Origin of the sequence: Simplicispira metamorpha, assembly GCF_004341365.1 — a bacterium.
Taxonomy (GTDB): Bacteria; Pseudomonadota; Gammaproteobacteria; order Burkholderiales; family Burkholderiaceae_C; genus Simplicispira; species Simplicispira metamorpha.
Window position 1 is genome coordinate 27,874 of record NZ_SLXH01000028.1, and the last position, 21,165, is coordinate 49,038.

19 protein-coding genes are annotated in these 21,165 nt (G+C 64.3%); 7 read left to right on the forward strand and 12 right to left on the reverse strand.

The genetic code is table 11. From position 1 onward, the window contains the following. Positions 1–151 precede the first annotated feature (151 nt). The 7 genes from EV674_RS14130 to EV674_RS14160 form a co-directional block, all read right to left on the reverse strand. A complete protein-coding gene (locus EV674_RS14130) occupies positions 152–1,066 on the reverse strand; it encodes a quinone oxidoreductase family protein (RefSeq protein ID WP_242421852.1) in 915 nt (304 codons plus the stop codon). A gap of 60 nt (positions 1,067–1,126) precedes the next feature. Then, positions 1,127–2,437, reverse strand: a complete 1,311-nt coding sequence (locus EV674_RS14135; protein WP_060987180.1) for an amidohydrolase family protein — start codon at positions 2,435–2,437, stop codon at positions 1,127–1,129. Positions 2,438–2,590: 153 nt separating this feature from the next. Further along, positions 2,591–3,871, reverse strand: a complete 1,281-nt coding sequence (locus tag EV674_RS14140) for a cytochrome P450 (RefSeq protein ID WP_060987181.1) — start codon at positions 3,869–3,871, stop codon at positions 2,591–2,593. Between the two features lie 33 nt (positions 3,872–3,904). After that, positions 3,905–4,474, reverse strand: coding sequence for an aromatic-ring-hydroxylating dioxygenase subunit beta (locus EV674_RS14145; RefSeq protein WP_063460664.1), 570 nt, complete (start codon positions 4,472–4,474; stop codon positions 3,905–3,907). A 37-nt stretch (positions 4,475–4,511) separates the two neighbouring features. After that, complete coding sequence (locus tag EV674_RS14150) at positions 4,512–5,912, reverse strand: aromatic ring-hydroxylating dioxygenase subunit alpha (protein ID WP_063460665.1); 1,401 nt, start codon at positions 5,910–5,912, stop codon at positions 4,512–4,514. Between the two features lie 159 nt (positions 5,913–6,071). Beyond that, the gene (locus EV674_RS14155) at positions 6,072–6,965 is read right to left on the reverse strand and encodes a DMT family transporter (protein WP_119014332.1); all 894 of its coding nucleotides are present in this window, start codon (positions 6,963–6,965) and stop codon (positions 6,072–6,074) included. Beyond that, complete coding sequence (locus EV674_RS14160) at positions 6,962–7,981, reverse strand: amidohydrolase family protein (protein WP_119014331.1); 1,020 nt, start codon at positions 7,979–7,981, stop codon at positions 6,962–6,964. Before EV674_RS14160 ends, EV674_RS14155 begins: the two co-directional genes overlap by 4 nt. 137 nt (positions 7,982–8,118) lie before the next feature. On the opposite strand from EV674_RS14160, the gene EV674_RS14165 reads away from it, so the two are divergent. The 3 genes from EV674_RS14165 to EV674_RS14175 all read left to right on the forward strand — a co-directional run bounded on the left by EV674_RS14165 (position 8,119) and on the right by EV674_RS14175 (position 11,989). Next, entirely contained in the window at positions 8,119–9,231 is a 1,113-nt protein-coding gene (locus EV674_RS14165) for an aldo/keto reductase (protein WP_063460668.1), read from the forward strand. Positions 9,232–9,364: 133 nt separating this feature from the next. After that, on the forward strand, positions 9,365–10,348 hold the full coding sequence (locus EV674_RS14170) for a Bug family tripartite tricarboxylate transporter substrate binding protein (RefSeq protein ID WP_157983707.1): 984 nt from the start codon (positions 9,365–9,367) through the stop codon (positions 10,346–10,348). Between the two features lie 39 nt (positions 10,349–10,387). Next, a complete protein-coding gene (locus EV674_RS14175) occupies positions 10,388–11,989 on the forward strand; it encodes an AMP-binding protein (RefSeq protein WP_165887106.1) in 1,602 nt (533 codons plus the stop codon). 8 nt (positions 11,990–11,997) lie between these two features. Here EV674_RS14175 and EV674_RS14180 read toward each other — a convergent pair whose 3' ends face one another. The 5 genes from EV674_RS14180 to EV674_RS14200 form a co-directional block, all read right to left on the reverse strand. Next, positions 11,998–12,765, reverse strand: a complete 768-nt coding sequence (locus EV674_RS14180) for an SDR family NAD(P)-dependent oxidoreductase (protein WP_119014328.1) — start codon at positions 12,763–12,765, stop codon at positions 11,998–12,000. A gap of 12 nt (positions 12,766–12,777) precedes the next feature. Beyond that, positions 12,778–14,409, reverse strand: coding sequence for an AMP-binding protein (locus EV674_RS14185; RefSeq protein ID WP_119014327.1), 1,632 nt, complete (start codon positions 14,407–14,409; stop codon positions 12,778–12,780). Between the two features lie 125 nt (positions 14,410–14,534). After that, positions 14,535–15,521: a fumarylacetoacetate hydrolase family protein gene (locus EV674_RS14190; RefSeq protein WP_119014326.1), complete on the reverse strand. Its 987-nt coding sequence runs from the start codon at positions 15,519–15,521 to the stop codon at positions 14,535–14,537. Positions 15,522–15,587: 66 nt separating this feature from the next. Next, positions 15,588–16,109, reverse strand: coding sequence for a bacteriohemerythrin (locus EV674_RS14195; protein ID WP_241525005.1), 522 nt, complete (start codon positions 16,107–16,109; stop codon positions 15,588–15,590). A gap of 2 nt (positions 16,110–16,111) precedes the next feature. Further along, entirely contained in the window at positions 16,112–16,807 is a 696-nt protein-coding gene (locus EV674_RS14200; RefSeq protein WP_119014325.1) for an SDR family NAD(P)-dependent oxidoreductase, read from the reverse strand. Positions 16,808–16,945: 138 nt separating this feature from the next. Here EV674_RS14200 and EV674_RS14205 point away from each other — a divergent pair, with 138 nt between their 5' ends. Genes EV674_RS14205 through EV674_RS14220 form a run of 4 tightly spaced genes read left to right on the forward strand, consistent with a single transcriptional unit; the run spans position 16,946 to position 21,134 of the window. Further along, positions 16,946–17,344 (forward strand): Zn-ribbon domain-containing OB-fold protein, encoded by a 399-nt coding sequence (locus EV674_RS14205; RefSeq protein WP_119014324.1) that lies wholly within the window; start codon positions 16,946–16,948, stop codon positions 17,342–17,344. Next, complete coding sequence (locus EV674_RS14210; protein WP_206613252.1) at positions 17,341–18,534, forward strand: thiolase family protein; 1,194 nt, start codon at positions 17,341–17,343, stop codon at positions 18,532–18,534. The genes EV674_RS14205 and EV674_RS14210 overlap by 4 nt, the downstream gene beginning before the upstream one ends. A 48-nt stretch (positions 18,535–18,582) precedes the next feature. Next, positions 18,583–19,884 carry an MFS transporter gene (locus EV674_RS14215; RefSeq protein ID WP_119014323.1) on the forward strand — a complete coding sequence of 434 codons (1,302 nt, stop codon included), beginning with the start codon at positions 18,583–18,585 and terminating at the stop codon, positions 19,882–19,884. An 11-nt stretch (positions 19,885–19,895) separates the two neighbouring features. Next, complete coding sequence (locus EV674_RS14220) at positions 19,896–21,134, forward strand: NAD(P)/FAD-dependent oxidoreductase (protein ID WP_119014322.1); 1,239 nt, start codon at positions 19,896–19,898, stop codon at positions 21,132–21,134. The last annotated feature ends 31 nt before the right edge of the window (positions 21,135–21,165 follow it).

The window sequence follows — 21,165 nt, forward strand, 5'->3', positions numbered from 1 at the left end:
GGACGAAATATAAACAACCTAGCAAAGTCTGTACATATAAAGCCCGTTCCAGTGGCCCAAATGCGGCCAAAAACCAGGGTTAACACTAGGTTCGCGCATACCCTCCCAGCCTGGCATCCGCGCCATCCTTCTGGTTCGTGCCGAATTCCGATCAGGCCTTGAGAGAAGCGGTGATCTTGGCATGTGGCCCCGCCACCTGGCTTGCCCAGGCGTCCGGCATCTGGTCGAAGCGATACCCGACATGGTCAAAGGTGATGCGATGCTCGTGCGCCATCCGCAGGAGCCGGCGCCAGGTGGCCTCGCGATCGCTGGCCGAGCGCTGCCCCGTACCCACGCAACTGAGCGTGCGGAACAGCAGGTCGGCGATATCGAGCTTCACTTCGCGCCCGCCCCCCGTGCCGACGGTGAGGATGCGCGCGCCCCAGCGCGTGGCCTTCAGCGCCGCGAGCATGGGCGCACCGCATACGCCGTCGAGAACCACGTCGAACCCCTCGCCCGCCACGGCCTTCAGGGCCACGGCATCGTCGGTGCCGCCCAGGGCCACCACCGCGTCGGCCAGGCCCCGCGCGCGCAAGCGCTCCAGGGCGGCCGCATCGCGGGCCGCCCCCACCACACGGCCAGCGCCCAGAATGCGCGCGAGCTGCAGGGCGAGCTGCCCGAGCGTTCCCGTGGCCCCCAAGATCAGCACGGTTTCGCCAGGCTGGATGCGGGCCTGTTCCAGCGGCAGCAGTGCGCCGGTGCCCGCGATGCCCATGGTGATGGCCAGCGCATCGTCGACATCGTCGGGAACGTCCCACACCTCTTCGGTAGGTACCAAGGTGCGTTCGGCCCAGGCCCCGAAGGGCGCCACCGAGCGCTCGCCGAAATAGACCCGGCGCCCGTCCGGGGCGTGGCCTACCCCCTCGCCCCGAATCACGCACGGGAATTGCACGCCCAGGCGGTAGGCCCCCAGAACATCCCAGCCTCCCAGCCCCGCGGTATCGACCTTGATCAAGGTCGCGCCCTCGCGGGCCTGTGGTTCGGGAAAGTCCTGCAGAACCGGCGGCAGTCCGCGCTCGGCAATCACGGCCGCCCGCATCATGCAGCCCCCAGATCGTAGAGATGGCTCATCTGATGCTCCCAAAGGCTACAGCGCGGTCTCTGCGTCCGCATCAGCGAACATCTTGTTGATGTCGCCCGAGGTCACCGGCTTGCCCGTCTGCCGCACCGGCTTGGCCCCCCCCATGCCCAGCATCGGTTCGACACTCACGTGCTTGGCCTGCGCCCGCAGCGCTCCCACGGTGCAGTTCTCGCGTCCCAGGATGGAGAACGGGTCGTAGGAGAACTCGCGCATGGCGTTGAGGTGGCCGATCTTGTCGATCTGCGCGTCTGTCAGGTGCCGGGTCTGCGCATGGAAGATCTCCGGCGAACCCGGCCAGGTGCAGTCGGAGTGCGGGTAGTCGCACTCCCAGGTCACCTTGTCTTCGCCGATGTCGGCCAGATTGCGCAAGCCGAACTCGTCTTCGATGAAGCAGGTGATGATGTGCTGCCTGAAGACGTCGCTGGGCTTGCCGCCGCCGAAGTCCGTCATGGTCCACTCGTGATGGTGCCGGTAGGTGAAGTCGGCACGCTCCAGCAGGTATGGAATCCATCCGATGCTGCCCTCGGAGAGGGCCATGCGCAGATTGGGGTACTTCTTCCACATGGGGGCCCATATCCAGTCGGCGGCCGAGTTGGCGATCGAGATCGGCATCGAGGTGATCCAGGCATCGATCGGCGTGAGGTCCGAGGCATGCTCGGCCTTGACGCCGGTGCCGATGTGGCAGCAGATCACCACGTCATTGTCCGCGCAAGCCTTCCACACCGGATCCCAATGGTCGGAGTGGATCGAGGGGAACCCATGCAGCGCGGGGTTGTCCGAGAGGGAGATCGCGTGAACCCCCAGCTTGGCCATGCGGCGGATCTCCTGGGCAGCCAGTTCACCATCCCACCATGGAATCAGGCTCAGCGGAATGAACCGCCCCGGCGCTGCATTGCACCAGTCGTGCAGGTGCCAGTCGTTGTAGGCCTGGATGGCGGCGAACGAAACCTCCCGCGCATCCCTGTACTGCTGGAAGCGCTGCCCCGCGAAACCGGGAAAGGTCGGGAAGCAGATGGAGCCCAGCACACCATTGGCGTTCATATCGTCCACCCGGGCCTTGATGTCCCACGTCCCGCGGCGCATGTGCTCGTAGCCCAAAGGCTCCATGCCGTATTCGTCCTTGGGGCGCCCCACCACGGAGTTCAGGCCCATGTAGCCTGTCGCGCGGTCTTCGAAGACCCAGACGTCACGGCCCCTGCTTTGAACCACCTTGGGCTGGCGGCCCTTGAATTTGGCTGGCATGTGGCGATCAAAAGCCCCGCGCGGCTCGATCGCGTGGTCGTCAACGCTGACAAGAATGAGGTCGTCGAGTTTCATGATGGACTCCAGATAAAGGAATATGCAAACAAAAGATGAAACCCCGATCGCGCCTGGAACGATCGGGAATCTGCGCCGCGCCGGCCGCGCCGCACATCGCGGCGGGCACGTCCGGCGGGGAATACCGTGCGGCTGATTTGACGGCCTGGGGCTTCAGTCCCAGATCACGGGCACAGAGGACGCGCCGCGCAGCATGCTGCCGGCGATCACGGGCGCGGGGCGATCCGGATCGAGCCGGATGTTGGGGAACAGGTCGAGCACCGCGTTGATGGCGATGGAAAGCTCCATCTTCGCCAGGTACTGGCCGATGCACATGTGCGGGCCGAAGCCGAAGGTGAAGGACGGCTTCTGGCGGCGGTCGATGTCGAAGGTGTCGCTGTTATCGAAGATCTCTTCGTCGCGGTTGGCGGAGGCGACCACGCACTGCACCATCGCATCCCTGGGGATCTGCACGCCCCGGATCTCGACATCGCGAACGGCCTGGCGCACCTTGACGGTGGACACGGGCTCGAAGCGCACCCCCTCGTCGATCAGCTTGGACACCAGGCTGCGATCGTTGCGGACCCGTTCGACCAGGGCGGGACGCTGCAGCAGCAGCGTCATGATCGAGCTGAAGGTCCGGGTGGTGGTTTCGCCGCCGGCGGCCACCATCGAACGCGCGAAGGTCGTGATTTCGTGGTCGTCGAGCTTGCGCCCCTCGAATTCGGCGCGCAGCAGGCGGCACACCAGGTCGTCTCCGGGAGCTCCTTCGGCGCGGCGGCGCTTGACCAGCGCCATCACGGTCTCATACAAGGTGTTGGTGGCCTTCATCGCGCGCTCGCGGGACGCGGCCTCCTCGGCCGGGTCGATCTTCGGGCCAGCCAGCACGGTCAGGCCCATCGCCGCGTACTCGTAGAAATTGCCCAGTTCCTCGTCGGGAAAGCCGATCAATCCGTAGATGACGCGGATCGGGAAGTACAGGCCGAAGTCCAGCAGGTCGGCGCGCTTGTCGGGCACCAGGGGCAGGATGAACTCGTCGCGGATCTGGTGCTCTATCGCGGCGCGCCAGGGCAGCACGGCATCGGGTGCAAACACCGGCTGCAGCAGCCCGCGGGCCTTGCGGTGCGCCTCGCCATCCATGGCCGTGATGACCAGTCCGTCGGCACTGAAAAAGCTGCCGAAGCCCTTGGCCATGAAGCGGCTGTTGAAGGTGGCGGAGTCCTGCAGCACGTTCTTGACGTCGTTGTACTTGAACAGGGTGAAGGTCGGGTGGCCGTGGTTGGCACCGGCATGCGTGGGCACGCCGATGCTGTTCATGAAGTCGCCGGTCGCGACCGGCGACGTCGCGCGCCTGTCGCGGCACACCGCGTACAGGTCGATGTCGGTCCCTCGGTAGTTGGCCGAAAGTGCAGCGAAAGCCTCTTCGAGCTTCTCGGAACGATAGGTGGTTTTCATTTTTTCCTCAAAGGTGGAAGGCGACACCGCAGGTCACAGAAAAATGCCGAGGTTGGGCGTGCCGAGCACGGATTGGTCAATCAGGACCTCGCGCCGCGCCAGTTGCAAGGCGCCGCCCTCCTTGCGCAACACGTCATGGCGGTCGCAGGGGATCAGGTCAAAATAGTCAAAATCGAATCGGTTCCGGGTGAGAAGCATGTAGCTCTGCACCTTGAATTCATTCGGCTTGTCGGTCTTGTAGACGCGCACGTTGCTGACCATCCGGCGCGTGCGCGAGGGAGGGTCTTCGCACCAGGCGCTGCGGGTTTCCGTGATACGGCGCACGCGCAGCATCAACGAGGCATAGTTGTCGTGCATGTGCTGAACGGTTCGAATGGTCGTGCCGTCCTGCATGCGCACAGGGCGTGTCAAGCGCTGCGGGACGTTGTATTCGATGTCCTGCGCCAGCAGCGCGCGCCATTCGTCAAAGCGCAGTTCATCGAGCATCTCCGCCTCGTCAATGAGGAATTCGACGCATTCGTTGTAAAGGGGACTGCCGACAGGCATGCGGTTGCCGCGCACGGTGGATGGCAGAGGTGTGGGTTCGAGCAGGTTGGCAAGCATGGTGATCTCCTGGTGGTGAAGGGTTGGCATCGGCGGCTCAAGACTCGCGAGTCATCAGCTCGTGCCAGTACTGCCAGAAGCTCCAGTTGGTGTCGTCCTTGGTGAAGCCGCTGCCAACATGACCGGGACCCGGCCAGCCGTCAGGCTTGCCGGTCTCATACTTGGCTTGGTATTTGAGCGTGATGTTCTTGCTCATCGCCCCTTTGGAGACGATGGTCTGGTGCGGCCAGGTGTCCGAGTCGTCCTGCTCCACCATGCCGGAAGTGCCCAGGAACTGGCAGGAAATGCGCAGCATCGCGGCCTTCTGCTCGGGCGGCGTATCCTTTTCTGCCAGGATCCAGTTCATGAACATGAACTTATCCGGCCCCATGGGCACATAGGTGTGCAGGGCCATCGCGCCCGTCACCTTGCCATCGGCCGTCGGCAGGTAGATGAACTCGAACAGTCCGTTGGGAAAGAAGTTGCCCACTTGCGGCGGGTTGGAGCTCATGATCTCGATCTGCTCAGGCGAGAGGCGGCTCACCACATCGGGGATCATCTCGGCCGTCAAGCCCGGGGGGGGCAGGACAGTGAGCTTTTCCTGGGCCGAAAGCTCGGCTGGATCCCTGCCTGTGATCCGGTGAACCTTACGGCCCAGATCGATACAACGCATGGTGTGGCCATGGTCAGTCCAGACTTCAACGCCATACATTTCCGGTGTCAGGTCCGCCCCACCTCCTTCGGCATTGGGCTTCTTCGCATAGGGGCCGATCTCACCCAGCCAGCGGTGCAGGGTCAGCGTGTGATAGCCATCGCATGCCCCCTGCTCGGCAGCTGTCTTCCAATTGGCCTTGATGATGAAGCGCTGCGGTGGCCCCAAAACCTCCATGCCACTGGTGGTACGGCACCACATGGTGTCGTAGTAGAACTTTGCGTCTCCCAGGAACTCGTCGAAGGAAGGGCCGTCGAGGTTCCAGGTGGCGAAAATCATGCCGCCGTAGACCGCCACGCGGGCCTTGGTGAGCGAGAGTTGCTCTTTGCTCATCATCTTCCCGTGCATGCACTCCTTGTCGACGGGGGCGCCGATGAAGTCCCCATTGGGCTTGAATGCCCAGCCGTGGTAGATGCACATGTGGGCCTGGGTGTTGCCCACGTCCAGCGTGGAGACCTTCATGCCCCGGTGGGTGCAGACGTTGAGCACCACGTGCACCTGGCCCTCGCGGTCACGCGTGACGAGGACCGAATCCGAACCCATATCCCGCTGGACGAAATCTCCCGAGTTGGGTATTTCCGTTTCATGGGCCAGGAAGACCCAGGTCTTGGCGAAGATCTTTTCCATCTCGAGCTGGTACAGCTCGGCATCGGACAAGACCCGCATCTTCACTTCACGGGTGTCCAGATTGATGAGGTCCGAGATCCTGGTTCCGTCGGACAACACCGGATTGCTACGCGTCAACATTTCATCGTCTCCTTGGGACCGGCACGATTGCCGGCATGGAGACAATTTAGGACATTTTTTCTATTTGTGTTCAACTTCTAGAGGTTTACCCGAAGCCGAAACGCCTGCCCTGTTGATCTATCGCAAATTACCAGGGGGGGATGGCCGTGAAAGGCGCCTTCAAGAAGTCTCCGTTCCCGCCGGATGCAAGGCAACGCCAATCGCCAGCATGATCAAGAGCACCGCGGCCCCGTCTTGCCAATGCAGCGCCTCGTTCAGCCACAGCGCGCCCGACAGCAGCCCGAGCACGGGGATCAGGGAAATGCTGACACTCGCTGCGACTGGCGGCAAGGCGCGGGCCAGGGCGAACCACGCCACGTGGCAAAACCCAAAAATCAACAGTGCGTTGTAGGCGATCGCTGCCCAGACCCGTGGCGAAGGCTGGTTCGCGGGCAGGCCATCGGTGCTCCCCACATACAGCAGAACCGCGACTGTCGTGATCGCCGTCATCCAGAACCCGATCGCGAGCACAGGCACATCCATGGCGCTGCGCCGCAGTTGCTGGGTTCCCAGGGCCCACACCGCGGTTCCGGCCAGCAGGGTGAGCCCGGCCAAGGGAACCCCGCTGAGGCGCGAGAATTCATGCCACAGCAGCAACACCACGCCTACAGTAGCGCTTCCCACGCCCACCCATTGCGGCCGGGACAGGCGCTGGCGATACAGCAACATGCCCCAGAGCGCCGAAAACACGGGCATGGTGTAGCCGATGATCGCCGCCCGGCCGGAACTCAGGCCCGGCAAAGCCCACATCAGACACAGGTGCCAGGCCACCATGTTGGTGGTTGCCAGCAGCAGCAACTCGCCCCAGTACCGTCGTGGCACCTGCAGGGGCACCCGCAGCAGCTTCAGTCCCACCCACAGGCACGGCAGGCCCAATACCATGGACCAGGCCCGGAACGCCATCGCGGGATAGGCGCCGACGGCTGATTTCATGATGGGCCAATTCACCCCCCAGAACAGGGTGACGAACACGAGCAGCCAGACCTGGCGTCGGCTCAGGACAAAACCCGTCATGCCGCGACGGAGGTATCGAGCTTCAGCAGGCGGCGCGCATTCCCGCTGCGGATCTTGGCCACGTCGGCGTCGGAAAGGCCCAGTCCGGCGGTCAGGTCGCCATTGTCGTAGGCCCCCCCGAAGTTGGTGCCGTAGAGGATCTGATCGGCACCCACCACCTCCACCACGGCGCGGCGCAGCGCCGGATGGTGCACGTCCAGGTCGAACCAGAAGTTGGACAGGTAGTCCATGAACGGGCGCTTGTTGCGTGCGTCGGGCGCCATCGACTTGTTCAGCTCGGCCAGGCGCCCGAGCTGGAACACAGCCATGCCACCGGCGTGGTTGATGTAGGTTTTCAGCGTGGGGAACACGTCCAGCGCGCCGCCGCAGATCAGGTACCAGAAGAATAGGGTTTCATCGACGCAATCGCCCACGATCGAGGTGGTCTCGAAACGGTCTTCCGCATGCTTGTCGCCCCACCATACGGACTGGTTGTAACCATGCACCATCAGTGGCACATCCAGCCGCGTGACAGCCTCCCAAACGGGGAACAATTCCTCGCTATAGGCCTGCAGGCCCTTGAAATTGGCGCCCCCCACGCAGACCCCCTTGGCCCCGAGTTGCGTGACGGCGCGCTCGATCTCGCGTGCAGCCGCGACCGGATCGGCCAGGTTGGCGTGTGCCCAGAAAGCAAAGTGCGCCGGGTCCTGGGCGCAGTAGGCGGACATCTCGTCGTTGCAGATGCGCGCGTATTCGCTTCCGAAGTCGTCCGCCCAGTACATGAATGCATGCGAGGGCGTGGACACCACTATCTGGTCCACGCCGCGCTGGGCCATCAGTTCGCGGCGCGCGGCATGCGTCATCTTTGCCAGCAGGTTCGCCTCCGCCTGCTGGTCCGAGGCGGCCTTCGATTTTTGCTTGGTTCCCAGCGCGAAGTGCCCGACGGTGAACCCCTGCATCTTCATGAAAGGCCCCCAGAAATCGTGGCGGTTGAGCATTCCAGGAGTCAGCAGGTGTGCGTGGGCGTCGATCAGCATAGGTCGTCAGGGTGATGGGACGGGGAATGGCCCCCGGGACAGCCGCCCGGACTTGACATCAGCCGAGCCAGCACAGTCTAATGTTTGAACACTTATTGTCAATGTGTTTCAATTTCAGCAAGAACCTGAGAGACCCGATGCAACCCACCACATACCACCTGCTTGGCCGTACCGGTTTGCGCGTCTCGCGCCTGTCCCTGGGTACCATGACCTTTGGCACCGAGAACGGTTGGGGCTGCGACCGGGAGACCGCACGCGCGATGTTCGACACCTACCTGGCATCCGGGGGGAATTTCATCGATTCGGCGGACATCTACACGCAAGGCACCGCCGAGACCTGGCTGGGCGAATTTATGTCGGAAACGGGTATGCGCGATCGCGTCGTTCTGGCCACCAAGTACAGCTTCAATCACCAGAACCCGCAAGGCAACCCGAACGCCGCGGGCAACGGCCGCAAGAATCTGATCCGTTCCCTGGATGCCTCGCTGGCGCGGCTGAAGACGGACTATGTGGATCTCTACTACCTCCATGCATGGGATGGCATCACGCCGGCGGAGGAGGTTCTGCGCAGCATGGATCAGTTGGTGCGCGCCGGCAAGATCCGCCACTGGGCGCTCTCGGACGTGCCCGCCTGGTATGCCGCGCGCATCACCACCCTGGCGCAGTACCATGGCCTCGAAGGTCCTTGCGCGGTGCAGCTCGAGTATTCGCTGGTGCAGCGCGGCATCGAGTACGAGTTTCCCGCCATGTGCCAGGAAGTGGGCCTCGGGCTGGTGGCCTGGAGTCCTTTGGGCGGCGGCCTGCTGTCCGGCAAGTACCAGCCCAATGTGGAGGCACAAGCACAGCAGGCTGGGCGCATCAGGGCCACCGCCGCGGTGGCGACACCCGCGCTGAACAAGCTGACGCCGCGCAACTGGGAGATCGTCGCGGCGCTCGAATCCGTCGCCAATGAATTGGGGCAGCCCATGGCCAGGGTGGCCATCAACTGGCTGTCGGGCCGCCCGGCGCTCAGTTCGGTGATCCTGGGCGCCACCCGGCTCGAACAGCTGCAGGACAGCTTGGGCGCGCTGGACTTCGAGTTGCCTTCCGAACTCCGTACCCGGCTTGATCAGGTGAGCGCGTTGCCACCGCTGTTTCCCTACAACTTTCTGAGCGCCATTCAGCCGCGCATGCACGGGGGAGCCAGCGTGTCGCCCCATCCTCCCCACTTTGACGAACCTCCTGCGGCTCGCAGTGGCGGCTGGCGCTGAGCGACAGAACAGCGCCCCTGGAGAACCCGCCCATCCTTGGCAAATGTCCGGGGAACTCGCACGAAAGAGCCTCGGAGGAACCCGTGAAAATGGCAGGCATGGCCTCCCGGCCAATCGAAACGGAGACATCCACATGATTTGCTGGACCCGGCGTCGGATGCTTGGCCTCGCGGCCAGTGCACTCCCGACATGGGCAGCTCCTGGCTACGCCCAAACCACCTGGCCCACCAAGCCAGTCTCGATCACGGTGGCATACGCCGGTGGCGGTGCCATCGACGGGCTGATTCGCTACTGCACCGAGCAGATCCAAAAGCGCCATCCCGAGATCGTGTTCGTCATCGAGTACAAGCCTGGCGCAGGCGGCAACATTGCGGCGGACGCTGTCGCCCGCATGAAAGGCGATGGGCACCAGTTCCTGATGACAGGATCCTCGACCCAGGCGGCCAACGTCAGCTTGTACAAAACCCTCCCATTCGATCCGGAAAAGGATTGCGCGCCGATCGCCTCCATGGCCACCGTGCCTTACATCCTGGTGGTCAACCCCGCGCGCGTGCCGGTCAGCACGTTCCAGGAGTTCGTCGCCTTCGTCAAATCCAGGCCGGGCCAGTTGAGCTACGCCAGTTCGGCGATCACCGGAAGGCTCGCTGGCGAGATTCTCAAGCAGCGCACGGGATTGCAGGCGACCTTCGTGCCGTACAAGACCTTGGCCCAGGTGGTTTCCGACATCATCGGCGGCCATCTTGACTACGCCTTTGGCGACCCCCAGGGCTACCTGCCACATGTGCGCTCCGGCCGCCTGCGTGCAATTGCCGTGACGACGCGCGCGCGCATCGCAGCCGCCAGCGACATTCCTACCCTCGCGGAGTCGGGCGTCGCTGATTTCGACGTCTCCGCGTGGCTGGCTCTCTACGGGAAGGCCGGGATGCCAGCCTTCGCAATCCAACGCTTCAACCAGTTGATCAACGAGGTGCTGGAAGCGCCCGAGGGCCAGGCATTCCTTACCAGCATCGGGCTGCAGCCACTGCTTGGCAAGCCCGACCAGCTTGCCGCCCTGCAAAAGCGCGATACGCTGGCCTGGGCACAGGCCATCCGGGCGGCAGGCATCACGATCGAATAGTCCATGCCTGAAATCAGGTCCCCCGCCAACGCCAACCCTATGCCTGCGGTCGATCCCGTTTACCTTTGCGAGGGTGCGTTGGGCTTCTGGCAAATTGCCGAGCGGCAGCCCAGCCGCATCGCGATCACGGAATCCAATGGCGGCTGCAGCACGTTCGGCGAGCTGCGCGACCGCGTCGATCGCATGTCCCATGCGCTGCGCGGCTGCGGTGCGAAGACCGGCGACGCCGTCGCGGTCTTGTTGCCGAACTCCAGCGACTGGCTGGCGAGCGCGCTCGCCATCTCGCAAATAGGCGCCTACCTGGTGCCTTTGAATTGGCACCTGACGGCCGAAGAATTGGCCTACCTGTTGTCCAACAGCATGAGCCGCGTGCTGATTGCCGATCATCGCTTTGCCTCCACGGCCAGCCAGGCGGCCCGACAGGCGGCGCTCCCCGAGCAAGGGCGCCTGGCGGTTGCCGGAGACATACCGGGTTTTCGCGATCTGCAATCCTTGCTGGGCGCGCAGCCCGATGACCCTCTTGGCGACCGGCTGGCAGGCAGCACCATGTTCTATTCCTCCGGCACCACGGGACGCCCCAAGGGAATTCGGCGGCCGCTGACAGGATTGCCCCCCGAAGGGGCATTGGCGCGCACCCTTCCGCTCTATTCGGGCATGTTCGGCCTGCGCGCGGGCAATGGTGCGCACTTGGTCTGCACACCGCTCTACCACGCGGCTCCCGGCTCCCGCGCCATCCAGATGCTGCATCTCGGGCATCGGATCGTGCTGCTGGAAAAATGGGACAGCGAACGCGTGCTCGCCCTGATCGAAAGCGAACGCATCGACAGCGTGCAGCTGGTGCCGATCCTGTTCCACCGCCTGCTGCAACTTCCGCAGGCTATCCGGCAGCGCTACGACCTTTCGAGCCTCAGAACCGTCATTCACGCGGCTGCCCCATGCCCGCCGGAGACCAAGCGCCGGATGATCGACTGGCTTGGCCCTGTTCTGCACGAGTACTACGCGTGCAGCGAGGGAGGGGGCACCTATGTCGGCAGCGACGACTGGCTGCGGCGCCCCGGGACAGTGGGCCGCCGGTATCCGTTCAGCAAGCTCGCCATCCTGGATGAGGGCGGAGCCGAGCTTCCTGCCGGCGAGCCCGGGTTGATCTACATGAATGATGGCTTCGATTTCGAGTATTTCAACGATCCGCAGAAGACCCGTTCCGTCAAGCGCGGTGACCTGTTCACCGCGGGAGACTATGGATACCTCGATGAGGAAGGCTGGCTCTACCTCTGCGACCGCCGCTCCGATCTCATTCTTTCCGGCGGCGTCAACATCTACCCTGCCGAGATCGAGGCCGTTCTGATGCAGCATCCTGCGGTATCCGACGCAGTCGTCGTGGGACTGCCGGATCCCGAATGGGGCCAGAGTGTCTGCGCATTGGTCCAACCCCGCGAGCCGGCCCCATCGCACGCGCTGGAGGCGTTGCGTGCCGAGCTGATGGCGTACTGCGGGCAGCACCTGGCTTCCTTCAAGCGGCCCAGGCACCTCCTCCTCGCGCACGTCCCGCGCACCGATGCCGGCAAAGTCGGCCGCGCTGCTGTCCGGCAAGCGCTGCTGGCGGGAGAACTGCGTCCGCTGGCAGGTGCCGCTCCTGCCTGACCACAGGCTCAGCGCACCATCAGCGTCCCGCCATCGACGGCAAAGATCTGGCCGGTCATGAAGCGCGCCCCGGGAGATGCCAGGAAGGCGAGCACCGGCACCAGATCCTGCGCCAGGTCGCCCAGCTTGCCGCCCAGCGGGATCACCCTGGCCATCAGCGCATCGTGCGCGCTCAGTTGCTCCGGGCTCATTTCGGAACGGGTCTGGTCATACATGGGCGTCCAGATGGCCGGGGCGATCGCATTCACGCGGATGTTGTAGGGCCCCCATTCCTGGGCCACGGTGCGGGTCCAGGCCAGGACAGCCCCTTTGGCGGCCGAATAGGCAGACTTGTTGGGAAGCCCCAGCGCGCCAGCTGCGGAAGCGAAGTTGATGATGCTGCCGCCCTGCTCCCTCAGATGGGGAAACACCGCCCGGTTCATCAGGAAGGTACCAGTGGCATTGACAGCAAAGATCTTTTCCCACAACGCCAAACTGGTCCCCTGCGCCGGCGAAGACGGCGCGATGCCCGCAGCGTGGATCAGCACATCCAGGCCGCCCAGGCGGGTGCAGGCGGCATCGACCGCGCGCGCAACCGAGCCCTCGTCGGCCACATCGACCTCCACAAAGCCCCCTGCTCCCGCCGCCGTGGCAACGGCTTCGCCGCGTTCGCGGTTCAGGTCCATGGACACGACCAGCGCCCCCATGCCCGTCAGCGAGCGCACAAGGCCCTCGCCCATGCCACTGGCCCCTCCGGTGATGAGGATGCGACGGCCGGCCAACTCTGAAACGGACATGGTGGCGCTCCTCTAGCGCTGCACTTTGATGGTGGAGGACTCGATGTCCCAGGTAGCAGGCGTCACACCTTCATCGCGCAGCTGGTACTTCAGAACCCGCCCCTGCGGATTGACCGGCAGTTCGGCCCGGAACTCGATGTAACGGGGCACGGCGTAATATGGCACCCGATCCACCATCCAGCGGCACAGGGCCTCTTCGGTGAGTTGAGCACCCGCCACCCGCTTGGCTGTGACCTTCAGGTCGTCCTCGCCCAGGTTCGACCGCACGGCATGAACCGCGACCTGCTCGATGTCGGGATGCTGCAGGATCGCCGATTCCATCTCGAAGCTGGAGATATTCTCCCCCCGCCGACGCAGATAGTCCTTCTTGCGATCCACGAAGTAGAAGAACCCGGCCTCGTCGAACTTGCCAATGTCTCCCGTGTGGAACCACATGTTCCCCATCACCTTCTGCGTGTCCTCGGCCCGGCGCCAGTAGCCCTTGAACATGATGTCGGGATGCAGGGGCCGACACACGACCTCGCCGGCCTGCCCGGGCGGCAGCGGATTATCCTGGTCGTCGAAAATGCGCACGTCGAACTCGGGAGCGCACCGCCCCGACGAGCCTGGAGGAACCGGCTCGCCGGCTGGCACCGACGTGATCAGCGCCTCCGTCAGGCCGTAGGCGTTGGAGCCGATGTGGCGCGAGCCGAAGCGGGTGCGCCAGATCGCCTTGATGTCTTCCGTGAACGGATTGCCCTTGACCGTGTGGATCTGGCCGAAGCAGCGCCTCATCGCGTCATTGTCCGGGGCCTGGGCCAACAGCGTACCCAGGGCGCCCAGGATGGACACCACGGTGGCCCCGGATGCCTCCACGGCAGGCCAGAAGCCGCTGACCGAGAACCGTGGAGCGATCGAGATCGTTCCACCCACCAGCAGCGTGGACACCACGCCGGTCGCGATCGCGTTCATGTGGAACAGCGGCAACGGGGTCCACAGCACATCGTTCGGGCCGAACGGCGCAGCCCGCAGGAGCAGGCGCGCCACATGGCACATCTGGTTGCCGCTGATCATGCAGCCCTTAGAAGGCCCTGTTGTCCCGGACGTGTAGATCAGGGCGTTGAGCGCGGCCGGGTCGGGCAGCTCGGCCAGGGGCGTGGTGTCGTGCCCCCGGTGATCGTCAAGGCTTTCTATGGCAAAACCAACGTCTGGACAGCCATTCTCAACAACCCCGCGCACCAACAGACGCCTAATGCCTTGAAGGTGCCCGGCCACCTCGAATAGGCGCGGAGCGTAGGCCGCATCGCACACCACGATCTCGGCCCCCGAGTCGGCCACCTGGTGGCGCAGGAACTCGCCCTTGAGCGCCGTGTTCAACGGAACGCTCACGGCCGACAGCTTGTTGAGCGCGATCCAGAGAACCACGGCGTCGAGGTGGTTGTCGAACAGAGAAGTGACGGTGGCGCCGGCCTTCACCCCCAATGCCTGCAGCGCATGGGCCATGCGGTTGCTGAGAGCGTCGAACTCGGCGTAGGTGGTTTTCTCGCCACTGAAATCGAACAGGATTTTGTCCGGATGCGCGAGAACCGCGCGGGCCAAGGACGCCACGGGAGTGTCACGCAGTCCTGGCGTCCAGCCAGGTGCGCTATCAATGTCTTTGCTCATTCGATGTGCCCTGCCGCGACCGGCGGCAGATTTTTTTGCGTTGTGTGAAGGCGCCGATCGGAAGCATGCTGCATGCCACCGCGGCAACGGAACCCGGGCGCCCGCCCGTGGGTGGAGAACGCCCATCAAGGCTGCGTGATGCGCGTACGCAGCAGGCCGATGCCCTCCACCTCCAGTTCCACGACGTCATCAGGCTTGAGGTAGCGCATATGCTCCAGGCCACAGCCATTGCCCACCGTTCCCGACCCGATGAACTCACCGGGATGCAGGGTTTCGGAGCGCGAGACATGCGCGATCACATCCTCGAACTTCCAATACATGTCGCGCGAATTGCCGCGCCCCCATTCCTCGCCATTGACACGGGCGACCATGTTCAGGTTGTAGGGATCGGGGAGCTCATCGGCAGTGACCAGGCAGGGCCCCATCACGTTGCTGGTATCGAAGTCCTTGCCCTTGGCCGGCCCCAGCATGCCGCCCATTTCCACGGACTGGGCATCACGCGCGCTGATGTCATTGAAGATCGTGTAGCCAAAGATGTACTCGCGCGCCTTCTCTTTGGGCACGTCCTTGGCCCGCGCGCCCAGATAGAAGCCGAACTCGAGTTCAAAATCGAGCGCCTTGCTGTAGCCGGGCCACACGACATCGTCGTCCACGCCGATGGTCGCAAAACGGTTGCATTTGTAATAGATGGGCTGGCGCAGGAAGGTCTCGATCGCGCGCTCGTCTGAGCGGGTGTTCATGGCCTTCAGTGTGGCTTCAGGGTCCGGCGTGCGCGCTGCGCGTGCCCGCCGCGCTGCCGCATAGCTCTGGCGCAGATGCAGCTCGAAGCAAGAGGCATCGCGCATTTGCGGTGGCGGTTGGATGGGCGCCAGGATTCTGACCGCGCTGCGCTCCCGGACGGCCGCACGGGGCGCGCGCGCGATCAGGTCGCGCGCAAGCTCGGAGGCCGAGGGCCCCGCTTCGATCAGCGCGAGGATGCTCGCCAGCGCGTCCGCGCTGCCGCCATGGACGGTCTGCGCCGCCTGCCGCAAGTCAAGCACCGCCTGGTCACCCTCGATGAATGCGCCTGCGCGGGCGGCTTCGCCTGCGGCCTGAAATGTCACCAGTCTCATATTGAACGTTTCTCTTGTGGGAGGATTGAAAACCAGGGGCGAAGCGCCTCTGGCGGGAACGAAGACTCAACTGGCCGACGGCAGAGGCGGCGCGTCGGCGGATTCCAGCCGACGGCGAAGCACCACCGGCGCTCCACCATGGCTGCGCTTGACCAACCATTGGGCAAGCGAAGCATCCATGTAGTCGGCGTGACCTGGGAACCAGTTCGCGAGCGCATGGGCGAGATCGCGGGCTATCTGCCCTGGACCGCCATTGCGCAGAATCTCCTGCACCTCGTGCACGGAACGCAGAACCGCCGTATGTTCGTCCACATGGCACTGTGCGGCAGGAAACCCGGTGGAGTCCATCCAGCGCCGCTCCTGCTCGAAATGTTCGACGGCATGTGCCTCGAAAGCGGCAAGGCACCCCGCCAGATCGGCATCTTTCGCTGTTTGAAGGGCCGCCACGCACGCGACAAATTCGCGATGGGTGCCATCCATGTCACCGTGCCCAAGCAAGTAGCGATCGGACCAAGCCATGGCATTGCCGCCGCTCTCTCCAACGGCCCCGGATGGCGAGTGCTCCTGGGACAAGCGCATGTCTTCCATGATCACACCCGACCGGCCACTGGAATGCACGCGCCTGTGATGGCGCTGGCATCATTCGACAGCAGAAACGCGATGACGGCGGCCAGCGAGCGCGGGGACACCCAGCGCGCGGTGTCGGCATCGGGCATATCGGCCCTGTTGGCAGGTGTATCCAGAATGCTGGGGCACACAGCGTTCACACGCACGCCACGATCCTTGACCTCCTCGGCAAGCGCTTCGGTCAGCCGCGCGACGCCAGCCTTAGACGCCGCATAAGCCCCCATTCCCATACCGGCCTTCTGTGCAGCCAGCGCTCCCACGTTGACGATGCCTGAGCCATCGGCCGCCAACAGCCGTGGCAGAGCCTCCCGGCACGCCACCACGGTACTGCGCAGATTCATCGCATAGAGCGCATCCCACGACTCCAGGGTTCCGCTCTCCAGCGTTTCCCATCGGAAACCCCCGGCGGCGTTCACCAGGCCATCGAAGCCCTGGAGCCGCTCGCTTGCCTGCTGGAATGCGGGCCGTGTGGCATCCGGGTCGGTCAGGTCAATGCCACCGATCACCGCCGTGATCCCAGGCACATCCTGGGCCGCAACACGATCGAGCAGGACAACGCGGGCTCCCTGTTCGACCAGCACGGCTCCCACGGCACGGCCCAGCACGCCCAGGCCGCCGGTCACAACGATATGGCGGTTCGCCAAAGAATGTTCACTCATAGATGCAGATGGTTGGTAGAAACCATTAGTTAGACACATTGACGCAATTTGTTCAGATATTAAACTCTCTCAACCCGCCGACGTCAATTCGTAGCGGCCCTGACCCAACCCTATGCCAGCTCGACATACCCCGCGTTCATGCCACGAAAACTGCCCCAGATCACCAGCGACTCATCGGCCTTTTGGCAGGGAGGGGAATCGGGCCGACTGATGATCCATCGCTGCGGCACCTGCCGACGATTCTTTCATCCACCCGCTCCGATCTGCCCATCCTGCGGTTCGCTGGATGTGGAGCCCCAGGCCACGAGCGGCCGCGGCCGCATCGCCACCTACACCATCAACCACCAGACGTGGAAGCCCGAGCTGGTCGCTCCCTACGTCGTGGCCATCGTCGAGCTCGACGATCAGCCCGGCCTGCGCCTGCTCAGCAACGTCGTGGAATTAGCGCCCGATCAGGTGCGAATCGGCATGCCGGTACATGTCACTTTCGAGCAACACGAAGACGTCTGGCTCCCTCTGTTCAAGAAAGCCGAATGATGTTCGACCATCTGTACGAAAAAAACGTGGCGATCGCCGGCGTAGGCCAATCCGAAGTGGCCCGCCCATCCGACAAGTCCGCCATGCGCCTGACCCTGGACGCATGCCTGGAGGCCATTGCCGATGCGGGGCTCACGCGAAAGGACATCGATGGCGTGGCTTGCTGGCCAGGCGACAACAACAATGGCAACAGCTTTTCCCCGGTGGGCCCCAATGCGCTGATCGGCACGATGGGGCTTCACGTCAACTGGTATGGCGGCGGCTACGAAGGGCCGGGGCCACTGGCCGGCGTGATCAACGGCGCGATGGCCATCGCCGCGGGCCTGTGCCGCCATGTGCTGGTGTTCCGCACGATCACCGAAGCGAGCGCGCGGCGGCTCGACAAGAATGCCAACGCCTTGAGCAACAAGACCGCCGGGCGCGACAGCAGCTTCTTCTGGCAGTGGTACACCCCTTATGAAGTGCACTCGGCCATCAACCTGATGGCCATGTACGCGCAGCGGCACTTCCACGAATACGGGACCACCCCCGAGCAGTTGGCGCAAATCGCCCTGACCTGCCGTGCTAACGCCGTGCTCAACCCAAAGGCTGTGTACCGCACGCCCATGACCATGGACGACTACTTGGCCTCCCGCATGATCTCGACGCCCCTGCGCATGTTCGATTGCGACGTGCACTGCGACGGGGCGACGGCCATCGTGCTCTCGCGCATGGATGCGGCGCGCCATGGACCGAATCCCCCCATCCGCCTAGAGGCCATCGGTTCGGCCCTGCACCAGCCCTGGTCCTGGGATCAGGTTTCCCTGACCGGCGGGGCCAGTATCGACGCGGCACGCATGATGTGGCAGCGAACCGATCTCAAGCCAGCTGATGTCCGCAGTGCCCAGTTGTACGACGGCTTTTCCATCCTGACCCTGCTCTGGCTGGAGGCCTTGGGCCTGTGCCCAGTGGGCGAAAGCGGCCGCTTCGTCGAAGGCGGCACGCGGATCGCCCGCGACGGCGCCCTGCCGGTGAATACCAATGGCGGCCAGCTCTCGGGAGGAAGAACCCACGGCCTTGGGTATGTGCACGAGGCTTGCACCCAACTCTGGGAGCGCGCCGGACAGCGCCAGATCGCGCCGCACCAGGTAGCGGTCGCGGCGGCCGGCGGAGGCCCGCTGGCCGGCTCGCTTCTGCTCGTGCGCGAGTGAACTGGCCCCGGCCCCACGTGCTCTTCCCTTCCCCATTGCCGGCACCCTATGACACAACCTCTCCCCACCTCTTCACATACCGCGCATGGCCTGGGCATCGATCTGACCGAGTTCAAGAGCGCGTGGCGCATCGTGATTCTGGCCACGCTGGGACTGGCGATCAACTCCAACTCATCCATGCTGTATGCCTACGGCGCGATGATGGTTCCGCTGCAGCAGACCTTTGACTGGGACCGCGCGGATCTTCAGTCCGCAGTGAGCTTCATGTTTTTGGGATCGGTGGTCGCATCCCAGATCGTGGGCTGGCTCAATCTGCGCTTTGGCATGAAGCGCGTCACGGTGATCTCGCTGTGCATGCTTTCCCTGGCCTTCATCGCCATGACGCGCTTGGGGCCTTCGATCGTAACGCTCTACCTGGGATTTTTCCTGATGTCCATGGCCAGCATGGGCACCATGCACGTCACCTGGACCCATCTGGTGAACCTGTGGTTCGAGCGCAACCGCGGCCTGGCTCTCGCGCTGGTTCTTTCCGGCACCGGTCTGGCCGCCATGCTCATTCCCTCGGCGGTGAACGCCGTGATCTCGCAATGGAACTGGCAGGCGGCCTTCTGGCTTCTGGCGACTCTGCCAATGATCCTGGTGCTGCCCCTGGTGCTGGCCTGGATGAAAGAGCCTGCCCGCCCCCCGGCCCGCAAGCACAGCGAGTCAGCATCGTCAGCAGGTGCCGTGGTCACGGGTGCCTCGCTGCGCGAAGGCGTGCGCAATCCCCGCTTCTGGCTTCTGAACATCGCCTTGTCCATGATCGTGGCCTGCGTGGTGACGCTGGTCACGAATGGTGTCCCCCTGTTGCGCGACAAAGGCCTGGAGGCAGGGGATGCAGCGCGCATCTTCGGCAGCTTTGGCTTATCGCTGATATTGGGGCGGGTCGTCGTGGGCTACCTGGTGGACCGCCTCTGGGCGCCTGGCGTGGCCGCCGTCGCCCTGGGGCTACCGGCCCTGGGATGCCTGCTCCTGGGTATCAGCGACGCGAACGATAGCGGCTGGCTCGTGCTGGGTGTCATGCTGGTGGGCATCGGCGCGGGTGCCGAGTTCGACCTGGCGGCCTTTCTCGTCTCGCGGTATTTCGGCATGCGCGACTACGGCCGCCTCTTCGGCATCCACCTCGGGCTGATCACGCTGGCTTCCACGCTGGCCCCATGGCTCTTCGGGCAACTCTACCGGAGCACCGGCTCTTACCAGACGACGCTGTGGGTCTGCGGGCCCATGTTTCTCTTTGGTGGCCTCGCTTTGCTCTCGTTGGGCCGTTATCCGATCTTCGAGCGCAAGACCGCCCCTGACCAAACTCTTTGAAGCAGAACTCTATGTCCCACAATTCCATCGTCATCGTCGGTGCCGGCCAAGCCGGCTATCAGGTTGCAGCATCGCTGCGGCAAGAAGGATTTGAAGGCGCGATCACGCTCGTCGGCGACGAACCTGGCGTTCCCTACCAGCGTCCACCACTGTCCAAGGCCTATCTGCTGGGGAAAGTGGGCGTGGCGGCACTGCGCTTTCGCCCCCCCGAGTACTTTGACGAGCACCGCATCACGCGCATACAGGGCAGTGCCACTGCCATCGACCGGGAACGCCGCGAGCTTGTCCTCGCCAGCGGCGAAAGACTCGCCTACGAGCACCTGGTGCTGGCAACCGGCGCGCGCAACCGTGTGCCGGCGGTCGCGGGCATCGAGCTCGGCGGCGTATTCGGCTTGCGCAACCTGGCAGATGCCGACGGGCTGTCACAGCGCCTGGGCAGCGCGAAGCGCGCAGTGGTCATTGGCGCGGGCTTCATCGGCCTGGAGTTCGCGGCCGTCGCAGCCGCACGCGGCATCGCGGTGGACGTGCTGGAGCTGGGCACGCGGCCAATGGCCCGAGCCCTCTCTGCGGTCACGTCCCAGGTATTCGATCACGCCCACGCCCGGTGGGGTGTGCGAATCCACTATGGCCAGAGCCTCGCCGCAATCCACGGCGATGGCGGCCAGGTGCGCAGCGTGGAGCTGGCCAGCGGCGAAGTCCTGCCGGCGGATCTGGTGGTCTATGGCATCGGCGTGCTGCCCAACGCGGAACTCGCTGCTCAGGCACAGTTGACCGTCAACAACGGCATCGTTGTCGACGCCCATCTGCTCACCAGCGACCCGGCCATTTCCGCCATCGGCGACGTGGTCAGCTTTCCCAGCCCCTGGTCACCACAGGCCATCCGGCTCGAGTCGGTTCAGAATGCCGTGGACCAGGCCAAGGCCGTGGCGGCCCGGCTCATGGGCAAGCCCGCCGGCTATGCCGCCCTGCCCTGGTTCTGGACCGACCAGGGAGAACTCAAGCTGCAAATCGCCGGCCTCGCCGACGGGCACGATGAAACCGTCGTGCTCGGCTCCGTCGAGCAGCACCAGATCAGCGTCCTTTGCTTCCGCGCCGGCCGTTTGGTGGCAGTGGAATCATGCAATCGGCCAGCCGACCACATGGCGGCGCGCAAGCTCATTGCACGCAACACGCCGCTCAGTCCTGCCGAGGCGGCCGCTCCAGGCTTCGATCTCAAGGCGTTCGAAGTCTCGACACGCGAGACCGCCTGAAAACGCGCCGATCCAGCGGCTTCCGCCGGGC